The organism is Acinetobacter seohaensis, assembly GCF_056431365.1.
In genome coordinates, this window is record NZ_JBWKMK010000126.1 from 1 (window position 1) to 20,954 (window position 20,954).

Below are 20,954 nucleotides of genomic sequence, written 5' to 3' on the forward strand. Positions count from 1 at the left end.
AAAATGTATATCGTTGGCAGAAGAAATTATTTAGACCAGTTATCAAAAACTTCATTGATGACTTTATTCTCGATAAAAATCATCTGCTACCACAGAGAATCTTTAAATAATAGTGCGTAAGTCCTAACTTAGTTTTTGATGCAAGGTAGGTTGTTTTTCCACCAGGATTTCATACCACCTTTTAACTGTGTGACTGAATAACCCATCTTGGCCAATCTGCGTGTTGCAGGAATACTCCGGTGTGCCGATAGACAAATGGTCACCACAGGCTGATCCGGATCAAGCCCTAATGACTGTATTGTAGATTCGTTCAACTGTGTAATAGGTAAATTGACAGCACCTTCTACATGACTATGTTTAAACTCTTGAGCACTTCGGACATCAACAATCTGTACAATTTCCCGTTTCTGCCATAATTCCTGACAGGTAGTTTCAGGCACCTTGCCCCAAGGTAGATACATCAGAATGTTAAACATGATTTTCCTCTATTAGAACAGTTGTTATCCGCGACTTATATTTATAAGGATTTAAAATAAAAATAAGTAGTAAAATAAATATAAGCCAATCTTGGGTTAAACTTCAAATCTATCCTCATAGAAAATACAATGACTTTTTAATAACCAAACCTACAATGCAGTCCAACTTTAATAAGACCTCATTCGCTCCAGAATGATCTTACGCTTCCTATTCCATAAAGAAAAAATAAAATTATGTTGAGTAGCAGATTAAAATCGATTTTATCGTCTATTTTTCAATTATAAATTTTATATTTTGTTATACTATAACCTATGTAATGTCCATAAAAGTGTAGTGAAGTGCTCATGATGTTGGGAAGATTGCTGGGGTTATCAGCAATCTTGTTACAGATCGCTGTGTTCCTGCAGCCTTTATTGCCAGAAAAACACAGTGTTTTTTCGGTATGTAAAACTATTGCCGCAGCATTACATCTAGAAGTTACTAACGTTCATCCACACCACAGCTTCGCAACATCACATCCGCATAGCAATCAAGCCAGCGGAGCAGACCAAAATAATGCACATGTCTTCACACATGTGCAGGATCGACATGAACATCAAGAGCGGGATGATGCACATACCGGTCATGACTGCCAGTTTTGCCTGGTGCACAGCTATACCCTACCGCTACTCGATACCAAACTCAGACTAGTACTGATCAGAACTCAGACCTTACTGCAGTTCTTCAGTACATTTGTCCCATATACGCTGTCTCTACCTCATCCGTGGTTCCTTATTCCTCAGGGTCGTGCTCCTCCTTTAACACTCATCCACTAAATCAGCAGATGTGGTATCGCTGAGCAGTCTGCCGCAGTTTCCGATATGGCTGAAAATATTCATCTATCCAAAACATGTGAGCAGCTCACAATTAGCATCTTCAGTCACAGTGATCCTATCCGTAATAATGAATATGGCTTTTAATTTATCTGTATTCAAATTTATTTGAAATCCGGCTGTCACAGTCTCAATGACCTTTGGATTTTTCAAAGTGTTATTACAGCTTTCTAGTATATCGATAAGGAGGAGACAATGATGAATCTACTTCGGCATGATCAGGCACATCTCCCAAAAAGTGATTTTAATAGCAACTGTTGTCTGGATTTAGCACAACAAATTGTAAGGATCAGGCAAGCTCTCAATATTTCACAGACAGAACTAGCATCAAAACTGTGTATTTCCGCCCGTACCTTAGAAAGTTGGGAACGTGGAGTTCGTCATCCCTCAAGCTCAGCCCAAGCTTTGTTGAAACTCTTTATCAAGTCACCTCAGTTTGTTTTGGAAAATCTTGCTTGAATAGTATTAGCTATGTTTTTGAATAGTTTTTGTCACTACAAGCTTAACTTATGAATCATCATGAACCGATACATACCTATAAAGAGCAGTAGTATCGGTTTGGTTTGGAGAAATCTTTATGGTAATTGTAATTACATCACAGAACCGACGTCATATTACTCCGCATGCTGGGAAATGCCGAAAATTCTGGAAATATGAGCTCAAAGATGGGAAAGTTATGGACAAACAGCTCATTGAGGTGGAGAAAGAAGCATCATTTTCTCAGTCGGGTGAGGTACTAGAAAAACTGTTACCTATGGACATGTTCGTAACCACAGGGATGGGTGACAGATTGCGAGAAAAACTCAAAAATATTGGCGTACATGTTATTGTGACGGATGAAATTGATCCTGATAATTTTATTAACAGTTTACTTTAACTCGCCTATGAATAAAATCTAAAACCATAGTTAAAGTTTCCATTAAAAGTTAGTGGGAACTTTAGCTAATAAAATACATCTTACTAACTGCTATTTAATCAAAAAATTAAATTGCCTAGGCTTAAAATAAGTTGACACGATATTTCATATAAACACCTGATGAATTCCATAAGGTTTTTTATTTGTAAAACATATACTTATATATAAACTCTAAAAGGAAAAACCTTCTCAATTAGGTGAAGGCCTTTCCTAAAATTAACTATTGTGAAGTATATGAACCATCTACTACATACTGGCTGCCCGTTACAAAAGATGCATCATCAGAAAGTAAGAAAGCAACGACCTGAGCAACTTCTTCCGGATTTCCTAAACGACCAACTGGATGCAATTTTGTCAGTTCAGCTTCATCAAACTCACCAATTAAAGGTGTTTTAATATAACCAGGATGTACTGAATTAATACGAATACCCTTTTTAGCATATTCTAGCGAAGCCGTTTTAGTAAGCCCGGTTACACCATGCTTAGCTGCAACATAACCAGAAATATTTTCAGTCCCAACTAAACCTAAAATTGATGCTGTATTCACAATTGCACCACCGCCGGCTGCCAATATTGCAGGGATTTGATAATGTAAGCCATAAAAGACCGCATTCAAATTAATATCAATCACACGACGCCAAGCTTCAATACTTAAATCTGCAATTGGCTGAACGTCACCCAATATTCCAGCGTTGTTAAAAGCTAAATGAAGCGCACCATAGGTGCTGACTGAAAATTCAACTGCTGCTTTCATGTCTTCAGGTTCAGCCGTATTGGCTTTATTCGCAGCCGCTTTACCGCCTAAAGATACAATTTCCTCAGCAACTTTTTGTGCTGCTTCAAAGTTAATATCCGATACTACAACACTTGCACCCTGCTTCGCTAAAAGCATAGCTGTGCTTTTCCCAATTCCAGAACCCGCACCAGTAACTAGGGCAACTTTATTTTTGAACCGATTTGACATAATAAAACCTCTTTTTAAAGTACTGCAATGCTGAATATTTGCATCACATTTAATAATTCACTTGTTTTTACTTCATCACTTGTATTGCAAATTGAATAACATGACATTTACCGCAATGTAATTTTCCCTCCTGTCTTTCTTGCTCTCCAACATAAAAATGATGGATATGATCCTGCTTGAAAACCTGCAAAATATCCCACGGATCGTATAAATATTCGATATTTTTAGGGCCACCAGTTTTATAGTTGATCTGCTCCTTTGAATACAGCTCACCGATAAACCATCCACCGTTTAGCAAAGATTTTCTTATGCCTTCTAAAACCTTTGTTTGCGTTTCTGTATCGAAATGACCAAATACACAAATCACGTTTTGATAACGCTCGGATGGCCATTTAGCTGCTGTTAAATCAACATGTCGGAGTTCAAGCTTTATCCCTGTGGCTTCGGCTTTGCTGGACAGATGCTTCAAAGCAACATCGGAATAATCCCAAACTTCTGCCGAAAAAGGATAATTATCCTGTCTTGCCTGCTCAGCCAGGTACAGGATATTCCTTCCTTCTCCTTCAGCAATTGCCAGTGTTTTACCTTCAATCCGGATTTTCCGCGCAATTTCCTGGATAAACAGGTTTGCTGCTGTGCCGTATAGGTCCTGCGTCTGGGTATACAATTCATTCCAGTGCTGACTCATTTCATCCCTCCATTTACGCCACTATCCAATCAGTTGGAAAACTCTTTAAATGCTTCCAGGGCATTTGCGGCATACATCAATGAAGGTCCACCGCCCATATACACCGCAACACCCAGAACTTCCTCCAGCTCCTGCAGGGTCATGCCCATTTTGACCAGGGTTCTGACATGAAAACCGATACAACCATCACAACGTGCAGCCACACCAATCGCCAATGCAATCAATTCCTTGGTTTTGGGATCAATCACACCATCATGCATTGCGATCTGGGATAATTGATTGAAACTTTTCATTAAATCAGGTGAATCCTGACTGAGCGTTCTTAAATTACCTGAAATATTTTGGGTTAATTCTTTGTATTTCATAATTTTTTCTCAAATTAAAAATCAACAATCAAGTTTTTATATTCAAAAGCTTATTTTTCTACCGGATAGCCCTGTTCCAGCCAAGCCTGATAGCCACCTTGAACGGATTTAACCTGAGTAAAACCCATATTCTGCAAAGTATCTGTAGCCAGTGCCGAACGGCCGCCTGTACCACAGATCAAATAGATCGGCTGATCTTTAAGATGTTCCAGTGCCTGTAGGGTATCGCAATGATGGCTCGCCAAAGGATGCTGGTGAATCCTCATTTCTAAAACACCACGAGGATAATTCACCGCCCGGTCTATCGCTGCCGCCTGAAATTCATCCGGTTCCCGAACATCAATCAGAATGGTTTTATGGTTTTTCATTGCCTCAAACAATTCATCTACGCTCACTTCCTGAATCCGGTTTTTCGCATTCCGGATCAATTGCTCTGCAGTTTTCATCATTTCTACTCTTCCTCACTCATCAAAATCAGCCTCATCTGTTATAAATGCCAGATCAGCAACTTAAAAGCACTTTGTTATAAACTCTCATTCCAGCACTGTTACAACGATCACACTATTGCAAACAGCCCATTTGCTAAATTCATTTTAGACTGTACACCTGTTTGATATTCATTCAGATGACAGATCATGTAGTCATACATCAACTCATGCATTCTTTATCCATACAATGCACAGGACTAGCCTATGAGTGCTGAATAGATTAAATAGATTGCCACCCCAATCACGGTCGTGGCAAAAACCTTTTGGATTTGATTACTCTTTATCAAAGGTATCAAACTACGCCCAATGAGCATCCCAATGATACAAGCCAGAACAAAAGTCAGCGTAACCGAAACAGGATATTGAAAGCCATCCAGAACGTGGGCAGAAATACTGACACTGCCAATCAGGAAGATAATCATCAGGGAAGTCGCAACGATACTACGCATATCGAGGTCTGTGAATTTACGCAGCGCTGGAACAATTACAAAACCACCACCAACCCCAAGCAGGCCAGTTAATAAACCAGCAACTACACCAATACCGGCGAGGAACGAGGCAGTTTTCAAATTCCAGATCAGGCGACCGGTCGTTTGATTGACTTTACACGGTGGATTTTCATAGTCATTGACTTTGTTAAAGAATATCCGGTAAGCCACAATCAGCATCACTAGGCTGAAAGCCAGCGTCAACCAGACTGGAGAAACTATATCGGCTAAATGCACGCCATAACGGGCTGAAGGAATACTGATTAAGGCGATCCAGAGTGCAGCACGATAACGTACAATACGCTTGAATAAACCTTCGAACGTTCCAACGAATGCAGACAAAGTGACTGCAAGCAAGCCTACAGGTGCAGCCTGTGCAACAGTCCAACCCTGACTCGCCATCAGTGCCGGTACAGCCAGAATACCACCACCAGCACCGGTTAAACCCAATAACCCGCCGATGGCCAGCCCTTCAAGTATCAATACCCACATAGCCACTGTTCCTCTATTTACTAAAGCAATTAAACAACGACAAACCTTTTTGTTTAATCTTGAAAAATGCCTATTTAAAGTAATTGAGTGGAAGTTTTAAATAAGAAACCCCATTCTCTTCTGGCATTGGGAACTGTCCACCTTTCATATTGATCTGAATGAAAGGTAGGATCAGCTTTGGCATACTCAGTCCTGAATCACGCTGGTTTCGCATCTCGACAATCCACCAGTAAAGGAAATTAGATCGTCATGCATAACATACAAAACACACCAAACAATATATTTATTAATAATATATAATTATATACTATATTCAAGTGTTACTTTACTTTTTTATAGAATAAGGTGAATTTTAGGATAAATTTATGAATAACAATGAATTAAAAATAGACTTTTCCAAAGTCAATCTTGTGACTGATTGCTTAAAAGTCTTATCCAATCCTGATCGTCTTAAAATTTTATGTGTCTTAGTTGATGGTGAATTGAATGTTCAAAAAATTGAAATATCTGCTGGGGTTTACCAGCCGACCTTGTCACAACAACTGACTGTACTGAGAAAAAGTAAAATAGTATCAACACGTCGTGAAGGTAAGCAGATTTTTTATCAATTAAGTGATATACGAATATTAAAAATCATGCAGACCCTATATGACTTGTACTGTCAGAGTGATAAAGACTTAGACTAAAACCAGAGATATCCTCAAAATATTTCATATTTTAGATAACAAACTCTTTTGCTCACTTATTCAAACAAAAGAGTCAGTTACACATTCAAATCAATGATCTAAAGATTGGCCTAAATTTTCCCAATCGGGAAATGGGTTAAGCATCAGCTTCCACTGCTCAGGTCCCCCAGCCATTTCCTCATCCGTCAGTAAACATTGGTCAAACTGTTGGATTAAACTATGCTCATCCATATCCATCCCAATCAGTACAATTTCCTGTCGTGCATCGCCAGTACGCTCATCCCAATTTTTGATGATTTCATCACGGCTTTGCTGATCCTCTGGCCAATGCTCGTCAGGAACCGTTGCCCACCAATAGCCTGCAACACCATGTCTAGCCATCGCACCCGCTTGTGACCAAGAAGCAGCAAATTCAGGGTTTGATGCCAGCCAGAAAAAGCCTTTAGAACGGACTACACCTTGCCATTCTGAATTGATAAAATCATAAAAGCGTTGTGGATGAAATGGACGTCTGGCACGATATACAAAACTTTTAATTCCATATTCTTCTGTTTCAGGCGTGTGTTCACCACGCAATTCTTTCAGCCAGCCTGAAGCTTGAGAAGCTTCATTAAAATCAAAAAGTCCCGTGTTTAAAAGCTTATCTAAATCGACTTGACCAAATTCAGAAATTTCAATTTTTGCGCGTGGATTGAGCTTATTTAAAATTGCAAATAAACGTTGCTTTTCTTCTTCATTGATCAGATCCACTTTATTTAAGATGATGACATCACAAAATTCAATTTGATCAATCAGCAAGTCAACGACTGTACGCTCATCTTGTTCACCCAATGATTCTCCACGTTGTTGCAGACTATCATACGAGCTGTAATCTTTTAAAAAATTAAAGGCATCTACAACCGTCACCATGGTATCAAGTCGCGCAAACTCATTCAGTGACACACCATTTTCATCTTCAAAAGTAAAGGTTTCTGCTACAGGTAATGGCTCAGAAATTCCTGTTGACTCAATGACCAATTGATCAAAACGATGCTCTTGTGCAAGGCGACGAACCTCAACCAATAAATCTTCACGCAACGTACAGCAAATGCAGCCATTGCTCATCTCGACCAGCTTTTCATCTGTACGAGAAAGTTCTGCACCGCCCTCTCGTACTAAAGCAGCATCAATATTCACCTCCGACATATCATTGACAATGACAGCAATACGACGGCCTTCACGGTTATTTAAAATATGGTTGAGTAATGTCGTTTTACCTGCACCGAGGAATCCTGACAGCACAGTTACAGGTAATTTTGCTGGGATGGCTAAAGGATGATCCATTGACTTTCTCACTTTTATGTTAATAAAGGGCTGTTATGTTTGGAAAAACATAAAGCACATTGACCTGCGAGCTCTAAATAATGATGTTTAGAGTTAAAATTTTGAGGGAAAATTGACTGTTCGATGGCGTGAGCAAACTGAGGTGAATCAACGATTTGTACTGCCTGACATTCTGTACAAATCGTGACGAGCAAATAGCTTTGCTTCTTCCTCAATTCATACGCTAAATATTTGTTCAATGTATCGAGTTTAAGTATCAGTCCATAGCCTGATAATTTTTTTAGAATACGATAAATCTGTACTGGAGATTGCAATCCGAAAGATTTTGCCTTTTCTAATAAAGCATAGGCGCTCATTGCCTTCTGCTCATTCTGCAAAATTGTTAACACTCTTTGCTGCACAACACTGAGTTTTAATTCATTCATCTCGTGTTCCTTTATTATTCTGATTGGACAAAAGCTGAGTGATACAAGGTGATGAGGTACTTTTATGATCTGGTCCCCATGTACGATATCCAGCACTATCAATATGAATTTGCCCAGAAGTATAAATACCAAGTCCCATATTTAAAGTGACTCCCTTTTCGACCCAAAATTGACACAATTTAGTTTTTGTTTGCTGAATCACTCCAGATTCTTCTGGCGTGGGTTGTTCAGAACCAATTCGAAAATCGAGTGCTGCATTAAAAACATGCCTTGAAGAATCAGCACCACTCGCACAACGGTTTAAGGCAGAGTTACGGTAGACAGAAGTGACTGTAAAATCATCAATCACTTTGACATCAACCAATTCCTTCAAAATTTTTAAGGTCGGAATAATATTGCTCCAAATTTCTTGAGATGGAATTTCATATTCGGATGCATTGCAATTTTGCCAATCTCTCGCAGTTTGAAATAACTCAAACTCAGGTATGACACTGTGTAAGTTATTATTTTTTAAAAACTCTTTATAACGAAGAACTTGATCTTTATTTAAAGGCTGAGATAGCCAATGCTGATAAGAAATTGGTGCAATTTTCTTGAATAATCGATTTGATAGTACAGATTTATGTTTTTTTGTGGCATATTTCCCCGAGGCATTCGATGAGTAAATCAATTGCCCTGTTTGTTTTTGACTACATGCTGAAAGACAAAAAAGTAACCCTATAATTAAAAAATGCTTCATATTCAGTTATTACAATCTCGCAACTCTAAATGTCGTCTTGGCAATTTTAATAAGTTTACCATTAATATTGTTATGTTATAACATAGCTTATGAGTTTAAAAGTTCTTCCTCAAAATTTACATTCCTCCCTATCCTTATCAAATACGGATTATATATGGCGATTAGCAATCAAGACCTGAGAAAAGCAGGACTAAAAGTCACTCTTCCGCGAATAAAAATTTTAGAAATATTAGAAAACTCAAGTCCTCACCATCTGAGTGCAGAGGATATTTATAAAAAACTCTTAGAACAAGATGAAGATGTTGGACTAGCGACGGTTTATCGTGTCTTAACTCAATTTGAAATGGCAGGTATTATTCAACGCCATAACTTTGATCATAATCATGCCCTATTTGAAATAAAACAAGATACTTCCCACGATCATCTTGTATGTCAAAAAACAAACCAAATCATTGAGTTTAAGAATGAAGAAATTGAAAAATTACTTTTAAGTATTGCAGAAAATCATGATTTCCAACTCACAGGACATTCTCTAATCTTATTTGGATATTGTAGAAATTCCAAAAAATAAAATAGAAAATTGAGTATTTATCGGTTCTTATCAAGGCCGGACTAGAAACAATACTCATTATCTGTTATGTTATAACATAACATAACATTTAATACTTGCTTTCCAATATGAATGCCTCGCAACTCCCAGATATCTCGTCTGCGCCTTTTCTTCACACGCATACCTATCCTCTTGATTGGGTCGGAATGGAAAATATTGCTTTGCCCATTCAAATTCAAAACACACTGTGTGCCAGTAAAGTAAATGCCTATGTCAGCTTGGATAATCCTCAGGCCAAAGGCATCCATATGTCTAGACTGTATACTCGACTGCTGGAGCTCTATTCCCTGCCTGACCTAACTTTAAATCACATTTATCAAACACTTCAGGATTTCTTAGCAAGTCATACCGAGCTCTCTCAACAAGCCCGCCTTGATATTCAAGCGGAGTTTAACTTAGAACAACCTGCTTTAATCAGTGTACTATCGGGCTGGAAAAGCTATCCTTTCAGCTTATCCTGTCAGTTAAATGAGCATACTTTTGAGGCTGAATTAGCAATAGAAATCACCTATTCTTCAACCTGTCCTTGTTCTGCGGCTTTGGCACGAGACCTCATTCAAAAAAGCTTTCAAGATGCCGTTGATACAAAAAAAATAAATCCACAAAACACGGATGATGTCATGGCGTGGTTAGGTACAACAGACGCGATTGTAGCAACACCACACAGCCAAAGAAGTTTTGCTCAACTACGTTTTAAATTAGACCCTTGCTTACAGTCTATTCCAATTCGACAATTCATTTCACATGCAGAACAAGCCTTGGCAACACCCGTTCAGACTGCTGTCAAACGTGTAGATGAGCAGGCATTCGCATTAGCCAATGGTCAAAATTTAATGTTCTGTGAAGATGCTTTACGCCGCTTATACCACGCATTTGTCAACTACTCAGGTATTGCAGGATTTAACTTCAAAGTCATCCATGCTGAAAGCTTACATGCCCACGATGCAGTCGCGCAGGGTTCATGGCAATGGTAAGTTCGACAATTTTTCTAGACATCGAACAAGGAAAGATGGGGCAATGTTATGAACTGGCAAGCATTATTGATGCCATTCCTTGGAACAAGGATGGATTAATCACTGCAATCGCACAAGATATACAGAGTAAAGATGTCTTAATGCTTGCTTGGATTAACCGTGATGCACTACTTGAAACCCTGAATACAAGACAGGTTTGCTATTGGTCTCGCTCGCGGCAGCGCTTATGGCGGAAAGGCGAAAGTTCAGGACATCGTCAAAAACTCATTGAAGCCAGACTTGATTGCGACGGTGACAGCATCCTTTTTTTGGTCGAACAGACTGGACCCGCCTGCCACACTGATCGTCCCAATTGTTTTTATCTTGGATTAAACACACAACACGCCACAATTTTAACTCAGCCCATCATTTAACTAATTTATACAACATTGAAGACATTATCATGATTCGTAAAAATCCAACTGGTCATCTCCCTGTCATTGACCAATCCGCTTATATTGATCAGACCGCAATTATTTGTGGAAAAGTCATTATTGAAGCTAACGTATTTGTCGGTCCTTATGCGGTGATCCGTGCAGATGAAGTGGATGAAAATGGCGACATGCAACCCATAATCATCGGTGAAAACTCAAATATTCAAGATGGTGTTGTCATTCATTCAAAAGCAGGTGCACAAGTCACAATTGGAAAAAACTCATCCATCGCCCATCGTTCGATTATTCATGGTCCATGTGTGGTTGGTAACCGCGTATTTGTCGGCTTTAACAGTGTCTTATTCAACTGTAAAGTCGGTGATCATAGTGCCATCCGTCATAATGCAGTGGTCGATGGTCGCGATTTGCCTGAATCATTTTATGTCCCTGCGATGAGCTATATCAATGCACGAACCGACTTAAGCCAGTACCCGCCGATCGATATTTCTATCAGTGAATTTTCTGAAAGTGTGGTCAGCACTAATATTGAGTTGGTACAAGGTTATAAGGCATTACAAAATGAATTTTAGACAACTCCCCAATCTAATCATACGTAATGCGAATATGGTTAATGAGGGGCAACAACAAATCCGTGATGTCCTTATTCAACAAGGCCGTATTCGTAAAATACAATCTAATATAACGGGTATCCACAATGCCAAGAACATTGAGGCTGATGGCGCATGGTTACTCCCAGGCATGATTGATGATCAAGTCCATTTCCGCGACCCAGGCTCACCACAAAAAGGAAGCTTTGCCTCAGAATCTTTGGCTGCTGCGATAGGTGGAATTACCAGCTTTATGGATATGCCTAATACCAGTCCTCCTACATTGGACTTAGCTGCACTACACGATAAAAAAGCAATTGCAGCTCAACATAGCATAGCCAATTATGCATTTCACTTTGGAGTAAGTGCACAAAATTTAGAGATTGTTGAAGCTCTTGATCCTAAATTGGTCGGCGGTGTGAAAGTTTTTATGGGAGCATCAACGGGTAATATGTTGGTTGATGATCCAAAAATTTTAGAGCGCCTATTTGCGAATGTACCCACTATTTTATTAACACATTGCGAATCCACGCCCCGGATCAAACAGCTGGAAGAGTTTTATCGTGATAAATATGGCGAAGATCTTCCAGCAAACTTACATCCTAAAATTAGGGATAAACAAGCCTGTTTTGAAAGCTCTCGATTAGCCGTATCACTCGCTGAGGAATTTGGTACACAGCTACATGTGTTGCATCTGACGACAGCAAAAGAGCTTTGCTTATTTAAAAATTTACCATTAGATAAAAAGCATATTACTGCTGAAGTATGTATACATCACTTAACTTTTGATGAGTCTGATTATGCAGATTTAGGACATTTAATTAAATGTAATCCAGCAATAAAAACTGCCAGTGACAAGCATACCCTCATTGATGCTGTCGCCAATAGTGAGCGTTTAGATATTATTGGCACAGACCATGCGCCGCATACTTGGCAAGAAAAACAGCAAACTTATTTTAATGCCCCTTCAGGGTTACCGCTAGTTCAGCATGCCTTACCCGCATTATTAGAATTAGTGGCAGATCAAAAGCTATCAATTGAAACGCTGGTAAGAAAAACTTCTCATCAAGTTGCCGATTTATTCCGTATTAAAGATCGAGGCTATATCCGCGAAGGCTATTGGGCTGATTTAGTCCTCATCCGCGAAAATCAGAAAAAACAATCAGTAGCTGAACAGACTAATTTTATGCGTTGCGGCTGGACACCCTTCCAAGAGAAAACGTTCCGCTATCTGGTGGATACAACCATCATTTCTGGTCAACTCGCATGGCACCAACAGCAACCTTATCTTAACTGTCAGGGTCAAGCCTTAGAAATTGACCGCTAATCTGCAATAACCCAACCTGTATTTAGACGACTCTACATGAATATCCAGCTTAATTTCCATGGTTCAGCACAGCATCTTCAACTTGAGCAACCAATGTCGATTTTTGAAACCTTGTCCCGTTTCAAAATTCAAGGCTATAAAAAAGCTTTTCTCGCCAAAATTGATGCTCATTTCGTTGATGTGCATCATGTCATCCAACATGACTGTCACATCGAACTTTTCAGTCTGAACGATGACAATAATTTAAATCTACTACGACACTCCTATGCTTATTTATTAGCACAGGCTGTCCATCAGTTATACTCTGCTGCTCAACCTGTAGAATATCAAATTACCAATCAAGGTATTTATTATGATTTCGCCGATACGCCGCATTTTAATCAGGATGATTTACAACAAATTGAACTGAAAATGCATGAGTGGGTACAACAACATTTAGATATTCGCACTGAAAAGATTACAGCCGATCAAGCAGCTAATTTTTTTAAACAGCAAGATTTGGATTTTAAGTATCAATACTTAAAAAATACGAGTAACTCAAGCGACTTATTTTTCCATCAAAATAATGATTTCTCAGACGTTTACTTATATCCACTTGTTCCAAATACTGAATTTTTAGAATATTTTAAAGTGACTCATGTTTCTGGTGCATATTGGCAAGGCGACGCTACACAACCGATGTTACAGCGGATTTATGTCACATGTTGGGCTGACCAAAAACAATTAAAAAAACATTTAAAGCAAGTTGAAGAAGCCGCAAAACGAGATCATCGTAAATTAGCACAACAACTTGATTTACTACATTTTGATGATAAAGCACCAGGTGCCGTGTTCTGGCACGCGAAAGGATGGAAATTATTTCAGTTATTATCAGATTATTTACGCCAGCAACAAGATGATGCGGGTTATATCGAAGTTAATACTCCCGATGTCATGGATCGTGAACTTTGGGAAATTTCGGGACACTGGCAAAACTATCAGCAGCATATGTTTACCACCGTCACTGAAGATCAGCGAAGTTATGCACTTAAGCCTATGAGTTGTCCTGGCGCAGTTTGTCTATATGCACATGAATTAAGAAGTTATCGTGACTTACCATTACGTATGGCGGAATTTGGTAAAGTTCATCGCTATGAGCCATCTGGATCTTTACATGGATTAATGCGTGTTCGTCATTTTACCCAAGATGACGCCCATATTTTTTGTACTAACAGCCAGCTTTTATCTGAATGTAAAAATACAATTGCCCTCATTTATAAAATTTATGAGCAATTTGGCTTTAATGAAGTTTCGCTTAAATTATCGACAAGGCCTGATCATCGTGTCGGCACGGAAGAAATTTGGGATTTCTTAGAAAATACACTAGAACAATCTCTCGAACAGCTTGATATCCCTTATACCTTAAATATCGGTGAAGGTGCATTTTATGGCCCTAAACTTGAATTTACCTTAAAAGATGCCATTGGTCGTGAATGGCAATGCGGAACAATTCAGGTTGATTTAAATTTACCAGAACGTTTTGATATTCATTACATTGATGAAAATAATGAAAAACAACGGCCTGTGATGTTGCACCGTGCTTTATTTGGATCTCTTGAGCGCTTTATTGGTATTTTGATCGAGCATTATATGGGGCACTTCCCATTTTGGCTTGCGCCTGTCCAAATCGCAATTTTACCGATTACAGATGCACAACATGATTACGCCAAACAAGTCCAAGAATCACTTAAACAGAATGGCTTTAGGGCAACATTAGATTTAAGTCAATCGAAATTGAACTATAAAATCCGTGAAAATACGCTACAAAAAATACCTTATCTGATCATTGTTGGGGAGCAAGAAATGCAACAATCATCTATTCGAATACGTGCGCAAAATGGGCAGGATTTTGGGGATATCCTGATTACAGATCTGCATGATTTCTTTACGACTCAAGCACATTTTGTGAATTGATTGCTTATGTGGCATCAAACACATAATCAGGTTAAAAATTTACAGCAGGAAAAGAAGATTTTTAACCTGAGAATCTATTTTGCAATGGCTCTAGTGGGAATTTGTCTTGCTGTCTTGATCATTAGATATGGTTATTTGCAGCTCTATCAGCATCAACATTTTCAAACTATCTCAGAATCTAACAGAATTCGTTTACAGTCAATCCCACCTGCGAGAGGAAATATTTACGATCGTAATGGAATATTACTCGCCCATAATTATCCTATTTTTTCAATTACTGTAAATAAAGCTCAATATCCAAAAATTAACAATTTAATCAATAATTTACAACCAATATTAAATTTATCAGCAGAAGATATTGGACAAGTTCAAAAACGTTTTAAAGATGCACGAAAAACTGACCAAGTCACCATTAAATTCCATCTTACTGATGAAGATATTGCACGATTTAGTGAAGTTAAATATCAATTTCCTGATGTTGAAATTGCAACCCAAATGACACGAATTTATCCTTATGATGATTTGTTTGCTCATTTAATTGGCTATGTGGGACGAATTAATGATAAAGAGCTAAAAGTTATTGATAAAGATAAATATGCAGGTACAAACCTGATTGGTAAAATCGGTATAGAAAAATTTTATGAACAACTTTTACATGGGCAAAAAGGTCATGAATCTGTTGAAGTCAATGTACATGGGACAGTTTTAAAACATTTAGAACATCAACCTGCAATTCGTGGCAATGATCTCTATCTTTCACTTGACTTTCATTTACAAAAGTTTGCATCGGAACAACTTGCACAGAAACGTGGAGCGATTATCGCCTTAGATCCTCGTAATGGTGAAGTACTGGCAATGGTATCTAGCCCAAGTTTTAATCCGAATTTATTTGTGACGGGTATTAGCCATAAAGATTATAACAATCTCAATGAGAATCTTGATCAACCATTATATAACCGAGCATTACAGGGGACTTATCCACCAGCATCAACAATTAAACCTATGGCTGGATTGGGCGGTATTCATTATGGCTATATTGACTGGAATACCAAAATTTTTGATCCTGGCTATTTCCAAATCCCTGGTGATAGTCATAAATTTCGTGATTGGAAAAAATCTGGCCATGGCATTGTCGATTTACATAAAGCGATCACACAGTCTAGTGATACCTATTTTTATATATTGTCTTATCAAATGGGTATCGACAATATGTACAAATGGATGACCCAGTTTGGCTTTGGTGAAAAAACAGGAATTGACTTACCTTATGAAGGTTCGGGATTATATCCATCACCCGAATGGAAAATGCGAACCCGTGGGACAAAATGGTTAATGGGTGAAACAATTTCCGTAAGTATTGGTCAGGGGGCATTCACCGCTACACCATTACAATTAGCCCTTTCGGCAGCAATCGTTGCCAATTCTGGTAAGCATATTACCCCTCATTTACTTAAAGAAAGTAAAGGTTCAACACCCTACCCAATCCACCATGATACAGATGGTAAAATTCTCTTTAATGGCACCCCTAACGATTGGGTAAAAATGCATCACGCCATGATTGATGTGATTCAGTCTGGTACAGGTCAAGGTATCAAGTCGGGACTACAATATCAAATTGCAGGAAAAACAGGTACAGCCCAAGTTAAAAGTATTGCACAGGGCAAACACTACAATGAAGCCTTACTCAGTGAACGGCATTACGATCATGCTCTATTTATTGGCTTTGCTCCTGCGGATAACCCTCAAATTGTTCTTGCCATTATTTTAGAGAATGGACGCAGTGGTAGTGCTGCTGCCAAAGTTGCTCGTCCAATTTTTGATTATTGGTTGAAAGAAAGTATTCCCTAACAAATGTCTGAAATATAATTTACTTATGAGCTTATAATATGACATTTATTGAAAAACAAGCCTATGCGTTATCAACTCTAAATCCTCCTTTAAGTAAAAATCAGGGTTTTATAATCCTTATTTTTCATTAAATATCAATATCTTAAATTACATAAAAGACAGTGTGATCTTACTTATCAGTACGGACCCTTGCTATAGAGATGGTCTTGAAGCATCGCTCTAACTTTATCGTGATGGATCATAGTTTGGTAGTAATTCTGCTGAAGGATTACCCCATGAGTCGTTTTATAATCGAGTTTGAAAGCCTTTTAAACAGTATTTACACAAATTTTAAAAAAGTCCATTTTGTGAATGCTTAATGTCATGTAAATTAATTTGGGAGCTTAGGAAGCTAAAGAAATAAGTCTATTTCTGTTAAAACGCTATTTAAAAAATAAGCTGATACAATCATGATACATATGCATAACTTTCCATTACCACACCCCGATGAACTTTTATACAGCTCAATAGCACGGGCAGGTGTGTATCATGGCATTACCAGTCCTAAACAACTGTTGGATGAGGTTTTTGGTACTAGAGCTGTTATAGCAACGCTAGATTTACCCAGCCATGTCTCTAAAATTGCATATTTATTAAGAAAAACAAAACAATATTCAACTAATGATTTGATAAACCAAAATACCTTATTTCCACTGTATGCCCCATTTGTTCCACAAAAAATACGTAATAAAGCCATTAAACTGATGCAAGGTAAAACCAATGGTGCTCTACATACAATGTTTGGAGTTTCTGCATCAAGAATCAAGGCAATTCAGAATTTCCAAGTTTGTCCAAAATGTATTGAAATTCAAATACAGACTTATGGTGAAGCTTTTTGGAAAAGAAATTGGTTTATTCCTAACCTACCAATCTGTTTAGATCACGGACCATTAATTATTTATAAAGAAAAACCATCGGACTCTAGACATCATTTCCAACCCTTAATTGAATCAAACTTTGCAATAGAATCATTCAGCTCAGTCTTCCCTCAAGACTTCATTATGTCTTACCAAGTGCAAAAATTGTTTAAGCTATCATCCTATCCATCTATTTCTTTTGAGCAATGGAGTCATTTTTACCATGGATTAGCACATGACTTTGGTTACACACGAGGAAAGCATATTAAACATGATGAAATTTTATCCTTAGTTTTACAACACTGGGGCAAAGAATATCTTCAAACTAAGAATTTACTCTGCCACCAAGGTGAAGAAAATTCCTGGTTAAAAAGCATATTCCGTAAGCATCGAAAAAGTTTTAGCTTCTTTGAACATCTATTGATTCATCAAACCTTTACTCCAAAGGAAAAATTAGAAGATATTTTTCATTACGTCCAAAATATTCAACCCGTTTTTATTGTTAAAACTAAACCTAACGAAGATACCCTAGATATAATTAAACGTGAACAATATAGAGAACAATGGCAACAGTTAGTTCTAGAAAATGGTATTAAAGCAAGTCGTTCCATACGAAATGGAGGCGCTATCTATGCATGGTTGTATCGCTATGATTATCAGTGGCTCCAGAGCTTTAACTCAGAACATCAAATAATCCAACAAGCACCTGAAACCCGAGTGGAATGGCCTCAACGTGATCGGGTGTACGTAAAACTATTACTACGAATTGCACATCAATCTAAAGATGATCTAAGTACTCCGAGACATTCTGCAAACTGGTATCTTATGCAATTACCGCAGCATTCAACAATAGAACATAATCTTAACAAGCTCCCATTAGTTAAACAATTTTTAGTGAAATATGTTGAAAGCATCACTGAATATCAACTACGGAGAGTCTGTGTAGCTGTTGAATTATTATCGTTAGATAATCAACAATTACACTTATGGCGAGTCTTTCGTTTAGCAGGACTCAGTAAAGAAAGAATAACTCCTGACGCCTCAAGAATTTTAGAATTATCTGGATTTTTTAAAACTGATGACAGCAAGAATTAATAATTTTGATCATAATGTAACAATTACTCATATTGGCGGACTTTTCAAAGGCTCAAGATCGAAGATATGGAGTATCAACCTTCAATGTTCACCAAAGCAGGAGAAAAAATTTACAAATTTCAGTAATTCCGCCATGCTAATCCGAGGTAAAAAGATAAATTGTAGTGAACGGCAATTATCTCAACCAAACCTAGCCATTACATTGACCAATCAAGACGTCCTTACTCCCTCATACTTAAAAGACTTTAACGAATTATCGACTGATCCAAAACTTGCATATTTTGAAGGAATACAAACCAGCTTTGTCATTGAAAGACCGAATCAAGCCACAATTCATCTTCCTCAGCTTGAATTAGCTCGAACACTTTTCCTCATTAATTCTTATTTTTGTCGAGCAAGTCTCTCTACCACCACGATCCAACATGAGTTTGAAGTCATTCAAAATGATGAGGAAAACTTAATTGTTTTTCTAGAAAATAATACGATGCCTTTAAAATTAGTAAATCAGAAAGGAACCCAAATCCTACTTGCTTGGTTACTACTTGATCCAAATGCAAAACAATCATTTGAAAGTATTTCGCGTTACTTTAACACTCAACTAAAAGATCAGAATGGGTGGAAAAAATGGATTTTCCAGTTTGACCCACCATCAATGAAAGATTGGACATTACATTTCCGAGGACGATATAACACATCACGAGATGCTTTTCTTGTAGAAGAGATTGTTGGCATCGAAATTGATACTGATATTCCAACAAACATTACTTTTTCACATCCATCTTTTATTCAAATCAAGACTGAAGGACAACAATCAGGGCAAGGTTATAAACCAGAATATAGTGACTCCCTTGGCTCTACCATTGAGGATGATGCAACAGCTTCTATAGAACAAGGAATTCGAGTTTTAAATGCTAATGAATCTTGGGTAAGCTTCATTAAGCCATTAGAAATAACTAAGAAAGGTAAAATCAAAATTACTGGACAGAGAGCAAAAGATGATAGTAATGATAATGAGTCTGGCTCTGGGAATTTAGTCAGTACAGACGAGGCAAATAGTGCTGGAGATCTACCTGCTGCCGATGTTGGAGGCAAAAAAGATTACACAAATTATGATCAGAAATATGCTCAACGTTATAATGACTTCAATTCGTTGATTGAAATACTCCAGTCTGAGCATCAGTGCACACTATATGAGTCCATGACTCATGAGCTCATAAAAGTAGGACGTTCAGAATGTCATAAAATTGGTGACAATATGCGACGAACAATTAAGTTTGTACATCTTGTTCAGAAAGGAAAAGATTTTCTACTTATCGAGTTAGATACATCAGATGGTATTAAGAGTATCTCAACTAAACTTATTCATCTCACAACCGATGATTGGAAATTTTATCTGGATGATATTAAAAAACACTTAGTTGCAAAATCATTGTCTTGGCCAAATGAACTATTTAATGATGTATTTGGAGAAAACTCTCATACATATATTATCCATCCACGATTTTCAGTACAAGAAAACTGCTCAATAGAATCAGTTAATAATTGGGCTATGAGAATCATGAATGGATTAAGAGATTTGACCTAAAACACTTAACTTACATTAAAATATTATTTAGAAAATATTAAACAATTAAATTAATGAAGATTATAGTACAATATAACCTATAATCTTCATGTAAAAAATTAAAACCCCTATGACACCAACTAATCCAGTGATAAAGAAAGTTGATCTAAACAATAAACCATACGTAATAACTTGATTAACAAAAGCTTTATTCTTATTGGCTCTTTCTAAATTAGCATCCTCATTACAGAATATCCCAATATCAATTGAAGAATTTCTTTCTAGTTTTTTAAAAACTTGCTCAGATTGCTTAATAAGAAAAGAGGTTCTTTGATCGAGCTTCCAAAAAACCACAGATACAACAATGATAAATATACTAATGAAAATACCAACATATGAAAATTTGTTTGAGGATTGAAGAATTACTCCAACAGCTGTACCCAAACCTGCCATAATAAAAAGAAAATAATTAAATAAGGTTATTCTCTGATTAGAATGTAATTCAAAATATTTCCAAGCATGCTCTACCGCCTGCTCAGAACTAATATTACTTGCCATAATTAATCAACCCCTCAGAAAAATCGAATAAAATTTTACCACTACCCTTGCAATTAGAAACGGCTTTGTTGCACAAAGATTTGAAATGCAAAGCGCCCCTAATTGAGCCAAATTTAAGGCGTAACTTGGGTAAGTGGTCGACCTAATTCCGTAAATCTGTTAAGAACTGCTACACGTGCATGGAT

At 37.5% G+C, this 20,954-nt stretch carries 23 protein-coding genes and 2 pseudogenes; 14 read left to right on the top strand and 11 right to left on the bottom strand.

The genetic code is table 11. From position 1 onward, the window contains the following. Positions 1-110, top strand: a pseudogene (locus tag AC07E5_RS11290) (IS701 family transposase); the annotation flags it as partial. Positions 111-128: 18 nt separating this feature from the next. Here the strand turns inward: AC07E5_RS11290 and AC07E5_RS11295 are convergent. Continuing rightward, a complete protein-coding gene (locus AC07E5_RS11295) occupies positions 129-476 on the bottom strand; it encodes a rhodanese-like domain-containing protein (protein WP_498625495.1) in 348 nt (115 codons plus the stop codon). A gap of 345 nt (positions 477-821) precedes the next feature. Here AC07E5_RS11295 and AC07E5_RS11300 point away from each other — a divergent pair, with 345 nt between their 5' ends. From AC07E5_RS11300 to AC07E5_RS11310, 3 genes are all read left to right on the top strand, one after another. Beyond that, complete coding sequence (locus AC07E5_RS11300) at positions 822-1,292, top strand: DUF2946 domain-containing protein (protein WP_317027851.1); 471 nt, start codon at positions 822-824, stop codon at positions 1,290-1,292. 255 nt (positions 1,293-1,547) lie between these two features. Beyond that, positions 1,548-1,808, top strand: a complete 261-nt coding sequence (locus AC07E5_RS11305) for a helix-turn-helix domain-containing protein (RefSeq protein WP_498625508.1) — start codon at positions 1,548-1,550, stop codon at positions 1,806-1,808. 118 nt (positions 1,809-1,926) lie between these two features. Then, positions 1,927-2,226 (top strand): NifB/NifX family molybdenum-iron cluster-binding protein, encoded by a 300-nt coding sequence (locus AC07E5_RS11310; protein ID WP_120366198.1) that lies wholly within the window; start codon positions 1,927-1,929, stop codon positions 2,224-2,226. Between the two features lie 259 nt (positions 2,227-2,485). Here the strand turns inward: AC07E5_RS11310 and AC07E5_RS11315 are convergent, their stop codons facing one another. The 6 genes and pseudogenes from AC07E5_RS11315 to AC07E5_RS11340 form a co-directional block, all read right to left on the bottom strand. Beyond that, complete coding sequence (locus AC07E5_RS11315; RefSeq protein ID WP_121594997.1) at positions 2,486-3,229, bottom strand: SDR family NAD(P)-dependent oxidoreductase; 744 nt, start codon at positions 3,227-3,229, stop codon at positions 2,486-2,488. Positions 3,230-3,296: 67 nt separating this feature from the next. Then, entirely contained in the window at positions 3,297-3,917 is a 621-nt protein-coding gene (locus tag AC07E5_RS11320; protein ID WP_498625497.1) for a class I SAM-dependent methyltransferase, read from the bottom strand. Between the two features lie 29 nt (positions 3,918-3,946). After that, on the bottom strand, positions 3,947-4,282 hold the full coding sequence (locus AC07E5_RS11325; RefSeq protein ID WP_086197102.1) for a carboxymuconolactone decarboxylase family protein: 336 nt from the start codon (positions 4,280-4,282) through the stop codon (positions 3,947-3,949). A gap of 50 nt (positions 4,283-4,332) precedes the next feature. After that, positions 4,333-4,728 carry a rhodanese-like domain-containing protein gene (locus AC07E5_RS11330; RefSeq protein ID WP_498625510.1) on the bottom strand — a complete coding sequence of 132 codons (396 nt, stop codon included), beginning with the start codon at positions 4,726-4,728 and terminating at the stop codon, positions 4,333-4,335. 239 nt (positions 4,729-4,967) lie between these two features. After that, positions 4,968-5,750: a sulfite exporter TauE/SafE family protein gene (locus tag AC07E5_RS11335; RefSeq protein WP_086197103.1), complete on the bottom strand. Its 783-nt coding sequence runs from the start codon at positions 5,748-5,750 to the stop codon at positions 4,968-4,970. 70 nt (positions 5,751-5,820) lie between these two features. Further along, positions 5,821-5,970 (bottom strand): annotated as a pseudogene (locus AC07E5_RS11340) (MBL fold metallo-hydrolase); the annotation flags it as partial. 145 nt (positions 5,971-6,115) lie between these two features. Here AC07E5_RS11340 and AC07E5_RS11345 point away from each other — a divergent pair. Continuing rightward, entirely contained in the window at positions 6,116-6,436 is a 321-nt protein-coding gene (locus tag AC07E5_RS11345) for an ArsR/SmtB family transcription factor (protein ID WP_086197104.1), read from the top strand. 90 nt (positions 6,437-6,526) lie between these two features. On the opposite strand, the gene zigA is transcribed toward AC07E5_RS11345, so the two are convergent. The 3 genes from zigA to AC07E5_RS11360 are packed head-to-tail and all read right to left on the bottom strand — an operon-like array spanning position 6,527 to position 8,923. After that, on the bottom strand, positions 6,527-7,759 hold the full coding sequence (gene zigA, locus AC07E5_RS11350; RefSeq protein ID WP_086197105.1) for a zinc metallochaperone GTPase ZigA: 1,233 nt from the start codon (positions 7,757-7,759) through the stop codon (positions 6,527-6,529). 14 nt (positions 7,760-7,773) lie between these two features. Beyond that, on the bottom strand, positions 7,774-8,184 hold the full coding sequence (locus AC07E5_RS11355; protein WP_086197106.1) for a Fur family transcriptional regulator: 411 nt from the start codon (positions 8,182-8,184) through the stop codon (positions 7,774-7,776). Next, positions 8,177-8,923, bottom strand: coding sequence for a D-Ala-D-Ala carboxypeptidase family metallohydrolase (locus AC07E5_RS11360; RefSeq protein ID WP_086197107.1), 747 nt, complete (start codon positions 8,921-8,923; stop codon positions 8,177-8,179). The genes AC07E5_RS11355 and AC07E5_RS11360 overlap by 8 nt, the downstream gene beginning before the upstream one ends. A gap of 154 nt (positions 8,924-9,077) precedes the next feature. Here AC07E5_RS11360 and fur point away from each other — a divergent pair, with 154 nt between their 5' ends. The 9 genes from fur to AC07E5_RS11405 all read left to right on the top strand — a co-directional run bounded on the left by fur (position 9,078) and on the right by AC07E5_RS11405 (position 20,232). Then, positions 9,078-9,494, top strand: coding sequence for a ferric iron uptake transcriptional regulator (fur, locus tag AC07E5_RS11365; RefSeq protein WP_086197108.1), 417 nt, complete (start codon positions 9,078-9,080; stop codon positions 9,492-9,494). Between the two features lie 107 nt (positions 9,495-9,601). Continuing rightward, positions 9,602-10,507: a GTP cyclohydrolase FolE2 gene (gene folE2, locus AC07E5_RS11370; protein ID WP_498625500.1), complete on the top strand. Its 906-nt coding sequence runs from the start codon at positions 9,602-9,604 to the stop codon at positions 10,505-10,507. Continuing rightward, entirely contained in the window at positions 10,501-10,920 is a 420-nt protein-coding gene (gene hisI, locus AC07E5_RS11375) for a phosphoribosyl-AMP cyclohydrolase (RefSeq protein ID WP_498625511.1), read from the top strand. Before folE2 ends, hisI begins: the two co-directional genes overlap by 7 nt. 29 nt (positions 10,921-10,949) lie before the next feature. Next, positions 10,950-11,510 carry a gamma carbonic anhydrase family protein gene (locus tag AC07E5_RS11380; RefSeq protein WP_078192127.1) on the top strand — a complete coding sequence of 187 codons (561 nt, stop codon included), beginning with the start codon at positions 10,950-10,952 and terminating at the stop codon, positions 11,508-11,510. Further along, complete coding sequence (locus tag AC07E5_RS11385) at positions 11,500-12,855, top strand: dihydroorotase (protein ID WP_498625502.1); 1,356 nt, start codon at positions 11,500-11,502, stop codon at positions 12,853-12,855. Before AC07E5_RS11380 ends, AC07E5_RS11385 begins: the two co-directional genes overlap by 11 nt. A 36-nt stretch (positions 12,856-12,891) precedes the next feature. Beyond that, positions 12,892-14,808 (top strand): threonine--tRNA ligase, encoded by a 1,917-nt coding sequence (gene thrS / locus AC07E5_RS11390; RefSeq protein ID WP_498625504.1) that lies wholly within the window; start codon positions 12,892-12,894, stop codon positions 14,806-14,808. Positions 14,809-14,814: 6 nt separating this feature from the next. Next, positions 14,815-16,656, top strand: a complete 1,842-nt coding sequence (mrdA, locus tag AC07E5_RS11395) for a penicillin-binding protein 2 (protein ID WP_136143831.1) — start codon at positions 14,815-14,817, stop codon at positions 16,654-16,656. Positions 16,657-17,114: 458 nt separating this feature from the next. Further along, positions 17,115-18,647: a TnsD family Tn7-like transposition protein gene (locus tag AC07E5_RS11400; RefSeq protein WP_498625505.1), complete on the top strand. Its 1,533-nt coding sequence runs from the start codon at positions 17,115-17,117 to the stop codon at positions 18,645-18,647. Continuing rightward, positions 18,631-20,232 (top strand): Tn7-like element transposition protein TnsE, encoded by a 1,602-nt coding sequence (locus tag AC07E5_RS11405; protein WP_498625506.1) that lies wholly within the window; start codon positions 18,631-18,633, stop codon positions 20,230-20,232. Before AC07E5_RS11400 ends, AC07E5_RS11405 begins: the two co-directional genes overlap by 17 nt. 60 nt (positions 20,233-20,292) lie before the next feature. Here the strand turns inward: AC07E5_RS11405 and AC07E5_RS11410 are convergent, their stop codons facing one another. Further along, positions 20,293-20,769: a RipA family octameric membrane protein gene (locus AC07E5_RS11410; protein WP_136144148.1), complete on the bottom strand. Its 477-nt coding sequence runs from the start codon at positions 20,767-20,769 to the stop codon at positions 20,293-20,295. Between the last annotated feature and the right edge of the window lie 185 nt (positions 20,770-20,954).